Origin of the sequence: Mesorhizobium sp. M0751 (assembly GCF_040320265.1) — a bacterium.
Taxonomy (GTDB): Bacteria; Pseudomonadota; Alphaproteobacteria; order Rhizobiales; family Rhizobiaceae; genus Mesorhizobium.
The window spans coordinates 218,914-228,690 of sequence record NZ_JAMYPH010000010.1 but is presented as its reverse complement, the minus strand read 5'-3'; the positions used below and the strand labels follow the sequence as shown (position 1 = coordinate 228,690).

General features: G+C 60.8%; 11 protein-coding genes. 6 read left to right on the top strand and 5 right to left on the bottom strand.

What is annotated here, in order from left to right:
* On the top strand, nucleotides 1-81 hold an 81-nt coding region (locus tag NKI19_RS17735), incomplete at its 5' end, for a transposase domain-containing protein (protein WP_352951190.1).
* A gap of 18 nt (nucleotides 82-99) precedes the next feature.
* On the opposite strand, the gene NKI19_RS17730 is transcribed toward NKI19_RS17735, so the two are convergent.
* From NKI19_RS17730 to NKI19_RS17720, 3 genes are all read right to left on the bottom strand, one after another.
* Nucleotides 100-978: a GlxA family transcriptional regulator gene (locus NKI19_RS17730; protein ID WP_352566781.1), complete on the bottom strand. Its 879-nt coding sequence runs from the start codon at nucleotides 976-978 to the stop codon at nucleotides 100-102.
* A gap of 142 nt (nucleotides 979-1,120) precedes the next feature.
* Nucleotides 1,121-1,834 (bottom strand): haloacid dehalogenase type II, encoded by a 714-nt coding sequence (locus NKI19_RS17725; protein WP_352489599.1) that lies wholly within the window; start codon nucleotides 1,832-1,834, stop codon nucleotides 1,121-1,123.
* 29 nt (nucleotides 1,835-1,863) lie between these two features.
* Nucleotides 1,864-2,625: a class II aldolase/adducin family protein gene (locus NKI19_RS17720; RefSeq protein ID WP_352489600.1), complete on the bottom strand. Its 762-nt coding sequence runs from the start codon at nucleotides 2,623-2,625 to the stop codon at nucleotides 1,864-1,866.
* A gap of 125 nt (nucleotides 2,626-2,750) precedes the next feature.
* Between NKI19_RS17720 and NKI19_RS17715 the strand changes: the two genes are divergently transcribed.
* A complete protein-coding gene (locus tag NKI19_RS17715) occupies nucleotides 2,751-3,656 on the top strand; it encodes a LysR substrate-binding domain-containing protein (protein WP_352566779.1) in 906 nt (301 codons plus the stop codon).
* A 153-nt stretch (nucleotides 3,657-3,809) separates the two neighbouring features.
* On the opposite strand, the gene NKI19_RS17710 is transcribed toward NKI19_RS17715, so the two are convergent.
* Nucleotides 3,810-4,073, bottom strand: coding sequence for a DUF1344 domain-containing protein (locus tag NKI19_RS17710; protein ID WP_023716902.1), 264 nt, complete (start codon nucleotides 4,071-4,073; stop codon nucleotides 3,810-3,812).
* 275 nt (nucleotides 4,074-4,348) lie between these two features.
* On the opposite strand from NKI19_RS17710, the gene aroC reads away from it, so the two are divergent.
* Together aroC and ribB are read left to right on the top strand one after the other, a co-directional pair.
* Entirely contained in the window at nucleotides 4,349-5,458 is a 1,110-nt protein-coding gene (gene aroC / locus NKI19_RS17705; RefSeq protein WP_352489602.1) for a chorismate synthase, read from the top strand.
* Between the two features lie 107 nt (nucleotides 5,459-5,565).
* Complete coding sequence (gene ribB / locus NKI19_RS17700; protein WP_023716904.1) at nucleotides 5,566-6,666, top strand: 3,4-dihydroxy-2-butanone-4-phosphate synthase; 1,101 nt, start codon at nucleotides 5,566-5,568, stop codon at nucleotides 6,664-6,666.
* Nucleotides 6,667-6,725: 59 nt separating this feature from the next.
* On the opposite strand, the gene NKI19_RS17695 is transcribed toward ribB, so the two are convergent.
* On the bottom strand, nucleotides 6,726-7,949 hold the full coding sequence (locus NKI19_RS17695; RefSeq protein WP_352489603.1) for an MFS transporter: 1,224 nt from the start codon (nucleotides 7,947-7,949) through the stop codon (nucleotides 6,726-6,728).
* Between the two features lie 118 nt (nucleotides 7,950-8,067).
* On the opposite strand from NKI19_RS17695, the gene NKI19_RS17690 reads away from it, so the two are divergent.
* Nucleotides 8,068-8,721 carry a TetR/AcrR family transcriptional regulator gene (locus NKI19_RS17690; RefSeq protein ID WP_352489604.1) on the top strand — a complete coding sequence of 218 codons (654 nt, stop codon included), beginning with the start codon at nucleotides 8,068-8,070 and terminating at the stop codon, nucleotides 8,719-8,721.
* A gap of 127 nt (nucleotides 8,722-8,848) precedes the next feature.
* Nucleotides 8,849-9,775: a histone deacetylase family protein gene (locus NKI19_RS17685; RefSeq protein WP_352566783.1), complete on the top strand. Its 927-nt coding sequence runs from the start codon at nucleotides 8,849-8,851 to the stop codon at nucleotides 9,773-9,775.
* The last annotated feature ends 2 nt before the right edge of the window (nucleotides 9,776-9,777 follow it).

Below are 9,777 nucleotides of genomic sequence, written 5' to 3'. Positions count from 1 at the left end.
ACCCAGACCCTCGAGCGTATCGCCAATGGCTGGCCAAACAGCGATATCGAGGCGCTCATGCCTTGGAACTACCAGCGCTGAACGGCATCAGCTACGCGCTTACTGAATAAGGAGCCCATCGGCATGCTCAAGTCTCAAATTCATGTAGTACCTAGCCGGCGAACAGCTGAACTCATTTCGGAACAACCGCTCAAGCTGCCGACGCGAGAGACGAGTAGCGGCAGCCAAAGTGCCCATTGGAATCGGATCTGCGAGATTTTCTTCCATCCTCCGAACAACATGCAGTACCACCTCGTTACATGGCCCTAGCCGCTTTGACAGAGGCAACCTCTGCCGAGCTGTTGCCCCCCGAATCTGGTCGGCGACGAGATGTTGACATACCCGCGCAAACACATCCTCCCCGAAGTCTCGACCGATGATGCAGGCCATCATGTCTATCGAAGAGGCGCCTCCCGCCGAGGTGTAAATGTCTCCATCGATCTCGTAGATACCCAGACTGACGTTAACCCAAGTGTTATGCTCAACGAACGCGGGAAAATTCCGCCAATGAATGACGCATCTGCGGCCTTCAAGCAGGCCTGCCGTTGCTAGCACCTGAGCGCCGGAGGATAGCGCAGCGAGAACAACGCCGCGATGACTGCATTCTCGCAGCCACGCATCCACTGCACGATCGCGATACCTGTCAACATTAGGACCTGAGCAGACAATCACTTTGTCTGGACGCTTGCCGCCAACCAGGTAGGATCTCTCGCGATAAATCGAATTGACCGTTTGAATATCCAAACCGCAGCTTGCCCTGACGTCACTCCCGTCTGCAGAGAGAAGCCTCCAGCTGTAAGCCTGGTGGCCCAACACCAGGTTCGTAAGGCGGAACACCTCAAGCGCGCCTCCGAACGACAGAATATCGAACTCCGGTACCAGATAAAAAACTACATCTCGGGGTACGATGTTTAAGTTGGCCACAGTTTCCCCTGGCATTTAGGTCAGTTGGCCTTTGTCTAAGCTCGACATCGATGTCGGCAGCATCCGGTGTCCCTTGCGGCGGCAACAGGACTAGCTCGTCGACCGATCGATGAGCTGGAGCTGGACGGTCAACTTGGAAGGGACGCATGCTGCGTGGCTATTGGAGTATGTCGGCGAGTTCGAGCAGGTCCGTCGCTTTGTAGTCCCATCCGTCCTGTGCCTTCTGGTTACCAATCTTGGATGGGTCTTCAGCATTGGTGCGAACGATGTAGGCGGTCTTCAATCCGCAACGACGGGCCGCTTCCAGGTCGTAGTCATGCGCCGCCACCAGCATGGCATTCTCCGGCTGGACCTCGAGCAACTCGCAGGCCCGCAGGTAGACCTGCGGCATGGGCTTGTAAGCCTGAGACATATCGGCGCCAACGATAAAATCCCACGGCAGATTATTGAATTTCGACACGTTCACCAGAAGCCGGGCGTGTCCATCGGACAGCGGAGCGATTATGAAACGCGACTTTAAGCGAGAAAGACCTTCGCCCAGGTCCGGCCAGGGCTTCAGGCGGTGCCAAGACAGATTGAGGTCTTCAAGTTCCTCCGGTGGCAATGATGCGGAGGACAAGCCGAATTCCTCGAGGCTGGCAACGAGATTTTCTCTGTTTACCTGATCGAGGGAAACGAATGATCGCTCACCTGCCCGGATCGGGTCGACCGAAGCGTCGTAGCGTCCTACCCACGCGTCGGCAAAACGAGCAGGGTCTATGCGGCCAAGGTTGTGGCGTTTCAGAAACTCTCCGACCTCGGCCGTGATGCTGCCACGCCAGTCGACCATCGTCCCCAGGACGTCAAAGAACAGAACTTCAATATTACGCACGTTTTCTCCTTACGCCGTGAAGTCCAGGGCTAGCCGCGATATGAAGGGTCGTTTCTGTCCAATTGCCGCTTCAAGTAGTCGAAGTGCGCGAATGCCTGGTCATTGTAGGGAAGCCAGCCATCGGCTGTCTTCTGGGCGAGGTCGTCGGACATGACATTCAGAGGCTGGCCAGTTGAATATGCGAGCACAAGGATCTTGGCCGCGCGCTCTACGAAATAGAGGTCTTCAAAAGCCTCGGCGACTGTTCGGCCCGTGACCGTGACACCATGGTTGCCCATGATGATGACGCTCTTGTTGCCGAAAGCAGCCGCCAAGCGTTGCCCTTCGGCGGCATCGTCAGCAATACCGCCGAAGCCGAGATCAAACCCGAGCTTGCCAAAGAAACGGGCCGTGTTCTGGTCGACAGGCTTCATGTCAGGATCTTTCAGGCTGGCTAGTGCCGTCGTATACGGCGGATGGCAATGCAGCATAACCCTGACTTCCGGGCGCGCGCCGTGCACGGAACCGTGGATCGTCCACGCGGAAGGATCTGGAGCGTCAGGCCGAGTCATCACCTCGCTGTCGCCAGCGTTAAGAACCAAGAGATCGCTCGCCCGAATCTCCCCGAAGTGCCGCCAGCGTGGGTTCATGAGAAATTTCTTCCCGTCAGCGGAAAGTGCGGCACTGAAATGATTTCCCACCGATTCATGCCAATCGAACTGAGCTGCCAGACGAAAGGCTGCAGCAAGATCGACCCGGAGCGACTGTGTTTCTTCCGCAGTCAGTTCGGAGGGATGGGGATGGGCGTTCATGAACTCGCTCTGGTTAAGGTGTGCTTATATTGTAACTGTGGATCGGCCCTCGCTAGTTGCGATAATTGCGTTATTTGATTAGGTTTGGAAGATCTGAAAGTCTAATCTGACATAAGCAAGGGATTATGATATTGCGTCGACATCTCCCTCCCCTCCGGCTTCTGACAGCCTTTGAAACCGTGGTTCGTGCCGGCGGTGTCCAGAGCGCGGCGGCGGAGTTGAATGTCACGCAGCCCGCCGTCAGCCAAGCGCTTCGGAATCTCGAGGACCACATCGGCACGAAGCTGCTCGATCGACGAATGCGTCCTTCTGCGTTGACAGACGCAGGCCGGGTTCTGCTTCACGCAGTTTCGGACGGAATGGATCGGATCGAGAGCGCAATCGGAAAAATTAGAGCACTAGAGCGAAGCGAGCAGAACGTCGTTACGATCGCTTGCACCGTCTGTACTGGCACATATTGGCTAATGCCACGTTTGGCGACGTTCTACGCTCGACACCCCGACATTATTGTCCGGGTTGTACCAACATCCGGCAGCCCGCAGTTTACGCCCGAAGCCGACCTGGTGATTCGCTATGGGGCGGGCGACTGGCTTGATGGCAAATGCGAACCGCTGTTCGATGAGCGCTTGATCCCAGTCTGTAGCCCGAAGGCCGTTGAACGGCTCGGCTCTGGCAATTTCGGGCAAGCTACCCTCCTCCACGTTAATGCCGACGAGGAATTTTCGCCAGGCTGGGAGGAATATTTCGACGCGGTCGGTCTACCGCATGACCGGGAAGGAGATCTCTCATTTGACAATCACGTTCAGGCAACTCAGGCTGCGCTAGCAGGGATGGGAGTGATGCTCGGATGGATTGCGAACACCGGTGACCTTGTCCGGGAAGAGCGGTTGGTGATCTTCCGTAATCAGTCCATCATCCCCGGTGGCGCCTACTACTTAATGAGCCCGTTGCAGAGCCCGAGCAAGCCCGCGTCCGAACTATTGGCGTCTCACCTGCGGACTTGCGTGGCCGCCTCGCAAATACGGTCATGAGCTGAATGGCTACTTTGCCAACTAGATGCTCGAAAGATGCCAGTCCGCTCCCGGCTCATTTCAGCCGTTCAGTGACAAGCATTCCTATGCCGTTCAGAGCGCTATGTGCTCGTTTCCACCCGCCGGCTTCGGGATGGATCGGCCGGAAAGACTCTACTCGGTCGATCCGGTGTCCGGCAGTTCCATGTCGGTGACGACGTTCTCGCCATTGGTCACGTCATAGGCGAGGACGATGTCCATGCCTGGCTTCAGCGCATCGAGATCGGTTTCGGCGTTCAGCTTGTAGGACTTGCCGTCGTCCAGCGTCAGCGTCAGCGCGTCCTTGTCGACCTTCTTGATCAGGCCTTCGGTCTGGCCGGCGAAGGCGGCGGTGGAAATCAACAGCGTGGCGGCAACAGCGCCAATCAGGATACGCATCATCGTCCTCTTTAATCATTGCCGGTACAGCGGCTCGGTCCAACGGAACGGAACTGAGCAGAAACCAATCGAATGTGTCAAAACTAAATCCGCGGGATCACAGTTTGACCACTGTGGAAAACGCCAATAGAAGGCAGGCGACAGCGCCGCGCGTACTCCTGGACGCGCAAAGGACGCTGTAGCACTTTTGATTTTGTGCATGATCCTTTCCGAAAATCGCTCCGATTCTCGGGGTCATGCGCTAGGCCGGCTCCGACGCCGGCAGGGCTGGTTCCATGTCGCACAACACGTTCGGCCATCTTTTCCGCGTCACCACCTGGGGCGAAAGCCACGGGCCGGCGCTGGGTTGCGTCGTCGACGGCTGTCCGCCCGGTATCCGTTTCAGCCGCGACGAGATCCAGGCTGAGCTCGACAAGCGCCGTCCCGGCCAGTCACGTTTTGTGACGCAGCGTCGCGAACCTGACGAGGTCAAGGTCCTGTCCGGCTTCATTCTCGATGAGGACGGTCAGACGATGATCACCACCGGCACGCCGGTGTCGATGCTGATCGAGAACGTCGACCAGCGCTCCAAGGACTATGGCGACATCGCCCGCCAGTTCCGGCCGGGCCATGCCGATTACACTTACGAGGTCAAATACGGCCTGCGCGATTACCGCGGCGGCGGCCGCTCCTCGGCGCGTGAGACGGCGGCGCGGGTGGCGGCCGGGGCGCTTGCCCGCAAGGTCGTGCCAGGCATGGTGGTGCGCGGCGCGCTGGTGTCGATGGGCGATAAATCGATCGATCGCGCCAATTGGAACTGGAATTTCGTCGGCGACGCCGAAAACCCGTTCTTCACGCCCGATCCGGCGTCCGTCGCCGTCTTCACCAAATATCTGGACGGCATCCGCAAGGCCGGCTCCTCGGTCGGTGCGGTCATCGAGATCGTCGCCGACGGCGTGCCGGCGGGGCTTGGCGCGCCGATCTATGCCAAGCTCGACCAGGACATCGCGGCCGGCCTGATGTCGATCAACGCCGTAAAGGGTGTCGAGATCGGCAACGGTTTCGAGGCCGCCCGTATCACCGGCGAGGAGAATGCCGACGAGATGCGCATGGGCAATGACGGCAAGCCGGTCTTCCTGTCCAACAATGCCGGCGGCATCCTCGGCGGCATCTCGACCGGCCAGGCGATCGTCGCACGCTTTGCCGTCAAGCCGACCTCGTCGATCCTGACGCCGCGAAAGTCGATCGACAAGGACGGTAACGACGTCGAGATCATGACCAAGGGCCGGCACGATCCATGCGTCGGCATCCGCGCCGTGCCGATCGGCGAGGCGATGGTTGCCTGCGCCATTGCCGATCATTATCTGCGTCATCGGGGACAGACGGGTAGGGGAGTAGGGGAGTAGGGCAGTAGGGCAGTATGTTTGGTGCACGCCATGCAGCCAATTTTTTCCTTTCCCCTACTGCCGTAGTGCCCTATTCCCCTACTCCCCTGCGAGTGAAACGAGCGCTTATGCCTTACGACCAGAAGAAGATCGTTGAAGCCCTGCGCGCCTTCGAGCGCGGCGAGATCGTCGTCGTCATGGATGATGACGGGCGCGAGAACGAAGGCGACCTGATCGTCGCCGCCGTCCATTGCACGCCGGAAAAGATGGCGTTCATCGTCCGCAATACGTCAGGCATCGTCTGCACGCCGATGCCGCGCGAGGAAGCCAAGCGGCTCAACCTGTCGCCGATGGTGGCGGACAATGATTCTGCCCACACCACCGCCTTTACCGTCAGCGTCGACTTCAAGCACGGCACCACGACCGGCATTTCGGCGGACGATCGCACGCTGACAGTGCGCAATCTCGCCAATGGCAATGTCGGCGCGTCCGATTTCGTGCGCCCCGGCCACATCTTTCCGCTGATCGCGCGCGAAGGCGGCGTGCTCATGCGTTCGGGCCATACCGAAGCCGCGGTCGATCTCTGCAAACTCGCCGGCCTGCCGCCGGTCGGCGTCATTTCCGAGCTGGTCAATGATGACGGCACCGTCATGCGGGGGCCGCAGGTGCAGGCCTTCGCCGAAAAGCACGGGTTGAAGCAGATCTCGGTTGCCGACCTCATCGCCTACCGGCAACGCAAGGAAACGCTGGTCGAACGCGTCGCCTGTTCCGACATCGAGACGCCCGGCGGCAAGGCGCAGGTCTTCACCTATACGCTGCCCTGGGATTCCATGCATCACGTGGCGGTCGTCTTCGGCGACATCCGTGACGGCGTCGAGGTGCCGGTGCGCCTTCATTCCGAAGACGTGGTCAGCGACGTCTTCGGGACCAGCCACAGGCTGGACGCCATCATGAAGGCGATGGGCGAGCGCAAGCGCGGCGTCATCGTCTATCTGCGCGAAGGCTCGGTCGGCGTCGCCCATCAGGAACGCAAGCGGCCGGCTGCCGGTGACCGAGAGGATCATGAAGAGGCGCGCCGGCGCGAGAACGAATGGCGTGAGATCGGCCTCGGCGCGCAAATCCTCAAGGATCTCGGCATTTCCTCGATCAATCTGATCGCCTCGCGCGAGCGCCATTATGTCGGCCTCGAAGGTTTTGGTATCCACATCGCCAAGACCGAGATTCTTTAGGCCATTCTCACGCTGCTGGTATGCGTCCGGCCCCGCCTCGGGACCGGACGCACCGGAAACTATTCCGCAGCGACCGCGGCTGCGTCGCATGCAGCCATGTCGCAATCCGGCGCGGCAAGGCTGCGCTGGCCGGCGAGCACGATGACCAGCGCGATTGTGCCTGATGCCACCGATACCCAGAACCCGTTCTGCGCGCCGAAAGCGTCCACCACCCAGCCGGCGGCGAAGGAGCCGAGCGCCATGCCAATGCCGATGCCGGTCATCACCCAGGTCACGCCCTCAGTCAGCACCGCCTCGGGCACGCGCCGCTCGATCAGGCCGAATGCCGTGATGAAGGTCGGCGAGATCGCCACGCCGCTGACGAAGACGGCCAGTGCCAGCAGCGGCACGGTGTCGGCTACGAGCAGCGGCAGCGTGGTAAGCGCAATGATGGCGATTGCGATGGCAAGCTGAATTTGCAGCGGCACTTTCAGGTTCAGGGCGCCGATGATGATGCCGACGACGAACGATCCGAGCGCGTAGACGCCAATGACGAAGCTGGCGGCGCCCGGCTGGCCAAGCTCCTTGGTGATCGCCACCGTGCTCACCTCCGTGGTGGCGAAGGTCGCGCCTATGAAGATCAGGGCCAAGGTGATGACCTGGACCGGCCGCAGGCGGATTGCCGAGCCGCCTGAACCATGTTCCACCGGTCGGGCTCGCGGTTCGGTCGAGCGCTGCAGGATGAAGGCCGTCGAACCGAAGGCGAGGAACAATGTGCTCGCGAGCACTCCCGCTTCCGGGAAAAGCGCGACGCTCAGCCCTACCGACAGCGATGCGCCGGCGATGTAGACCAGCTCGTCCGCCGCCGACTCGAAGGCGAACGCCGTGTTCAGCTCGGGGCGGTTGCGAAAAATCTCGGTCCAGCGCGCGCGTACCATTGCCGGGATACTGGGCATGACCGCGGCGAGCAGCGCCGAGACGAATAGCGTCCATATCGGCCAATGCTGATTGGCCGCCGCAATCAGGATCGCGAAAGCGAGCGTGGAAATCACGGTGGTCGGCACCACGATCCGCGTCTGGCCGAGGCGGTCCACCAGTCGCGATACCTGCGGGGCGACGAAAGCGTTGGCCAGCGCATATGTCGCGGAAACGGCGCCGGCCAGCCAGTATTCGCCATCGGTCTGCGACAGCATCGCGACGATCCCGATCGGAGCCATGGCGATCGGCAGCCGGGCAACGAAGCCGGCGGCGGCAAAGCCCTTGGCGCCGGACGCGCGAAAGATCTGCGAATAGGGATTTTGCATGGTCTGGCTCCTCGACAACGGCCGGTTCGGCGATTACATACGTAGCGTATGAGTTTAAATAGATCATACGCTGCGTATGTCAATTGGCATACGAAGCGTATGTTAATAGGGCCAGAGCATGCACAGACCGCGCAAGGAGATGATTGCCGAGACCCGCGCCAAACTGATTGCCGCGGCGCGCCAGGCCTTCGGCACGCTCGGCTATGCCGAAGCCTCGATGGATGACTTCACGGCATCGGCCGGGCTGACGCGCGGTGCGCTCTATCACCATTTCGGCGACAAGAAGGGCCTTCTCCAGGCGGTCATCGCCGAGATCGACGCCGAAATGTCGGCCCGGCTGAAGGTCGTTTCGGCCAAGCCGGACGATCTCTGGCAGGGCTTTGTCGACGAATGCACCGCCTATATCGAGATGGCGCTGGAGCCCGAGATCCAGCGTATCGTGCTTCGTGATGGGCCGGCAGTGCTCGGCGATCCATCGCAATGGCCAAGCCAGAGCACATGCATCCGTTCGATGACAGAGAGCCTGCAAAGACTGAGCGACGAGGGGACAATTCTCGCCGTCGATCCCGAAGCCGCGGCAAGGCTGGTCAGCGGCGCCTCGCTGCATGCGGCGCAGTGGATCGCAAATTCGAACGATCCCGAAGCGACATCGAAGAAGGCAGTGAAGGCGTTCAAGGTTCTTCTGGAAGGGCTGCTCAATCGCACCGCCAGGCTGCATCAACCTGATCGACCGTTGGCGATGCAGCCCGAGGTTGACCGATCACCGGCCTGAGGTCATCTTTTCGCCAATGTCAGACAGCTCGATCCAGCCGAGGCCGGCCGCGTAAACCCTGTTGAACATCGCACCAGCGAGACGCGAAAACATGGCCAAAGCGGTAAGGCGCGCCTATATCGGGGGCATGGTCACGAGACTTTACACCCATCCGATTTTCCTCGAGCACATAACCCCGCCCGGTCATCCTGAGCGGCCGGACCGTCTGCGCGCCATAGAGCGTGTGCTTGACGACGAGGCCTTCACGGCGTTCGATCGCGTCCAGGCGCCTGAAGGCGACGAGGCAACCGTCCTCTACGCGCATCCGCCCGAATTCGTCGAACGTGTCCGCGCAGCGATACCGGACACCGGCATCGCTCGTATCGACGCCGACACCACCGCCAGCCCGAAGAGCTGGCAGGCGGCCGTGACCGCGATCGGGGCTGCCAACGCCGCTGTCGACGACGTCTTCACCGGCCGTGCCGACAACGTCTTCGTCGCCGCGCGGCCGCCCGGCCATCATGCCGAAAAGACCACCTCGATGGGTTTTTGCCTGTTCAACACCGCGGCGATCGCGGCACGCTACGCGCAGAAGAAGCATGGCGCCGACCGCGTCGCCGTCGTCGACTGGGATGTGCACCACGGCAACGGCACGCAGGACATTTTCTGGGACGATCCGTCGGTGCTCTATTGCTCGACACACCAGATGCCGCTTTACCCGGGAACCGGGGCCGTGAGCGAAACCGGCGCTGGCAACATCGTCAACGCGCCGCTGGCGCCGCAGAGCGGCAGCGACAGCTTCCGCGACGCCTTTCTGTCACGCGTCCTGCCGGCGCTCGACAATTTTGCGCCCGACCTCATCATCATCTCAGCCGGTTTCGACGCCCACCACCGCGATCCGCTGGCCGAGATCAACCTGACCGAGGATGATTTCGACTGGGCGACCGGCCAGTTGCTCGAACGCGCCGGACGCCATAGCGGCAACCGGCTCGTCAGCCTGCTCGAGGGCGGCTACGATCTGCAGGGATTGGCATTTTCAGTCGCCGCGCATGTCGGGCGGCTGATGAAGGGATAGAC

Excerpts from the sequence above, each read along its gene's own strand:
- NKI19_RS17730 (WP_352566781.1), bottom strand. The coding sequence starts at position 978 with ATGCCAGGGGAAACTGTGGCCAACTTAAACATCGTACCCCGAGATGTA.
- NKI19_RS17720 (WP_352489600.1), bottom strand. The coding sequence starts at position 2,625 with ATGAACGCCCATCCCCATCCCTCCGAACTGACTGCGGAAGAAACACAG.
- NKI19_RS17715 (WP_352566779.1), top strand. The coding sequence starts at position 2,751 with ATGATATTGCGTCGACATCTCCCTCCCCTCCGGCTTCTGACAGCCTTT.
- NKI19_RS17710 (WP_023716902.1), bottom strand. The coding sequence starts at position 4,073 with ATGCGTATCCTGATTGGCGCTGTTGCCGCCACGCTGTTGATTTCCACC.
- aroC (WP_352489602.1), top strand. The coding sequence starts at position 4,349 with ATGTCGCACAACACGTTCGGCCATCTTTTCCGCGTCACCACCTGGGGC.
- ribB (WP_023716904.1), top strand. The coding sequence starts at position 5,566 with ATGCCTTACGACCAGAAGAAGATCGTTGAAGCCCTGCGCGCCTTCGAG.
- NKI19_RS17695 (WP_352489603.1), bottom strand. The coding sequence starts at position 7,949 with ATGCAAAATCCCTATTCGCAGATCTTTCGCGCGTCCGGCGCCAAGGGC.
- NKI19_RS17690 (WP_352489604.1), top strand. The coding sequence starts at position 8,068 with ATGCACAGACCGCGCAAGGAGATGATTGCCGAGACCCGCGCCAAACTG.
- NKI19_RS17685 (WP_352566783.1), top strand. The coding sequence starts at position 8,849 with ATGGTCACGAGACTTTACACCCATCCGATTTTCCTCGAGCACATAACC.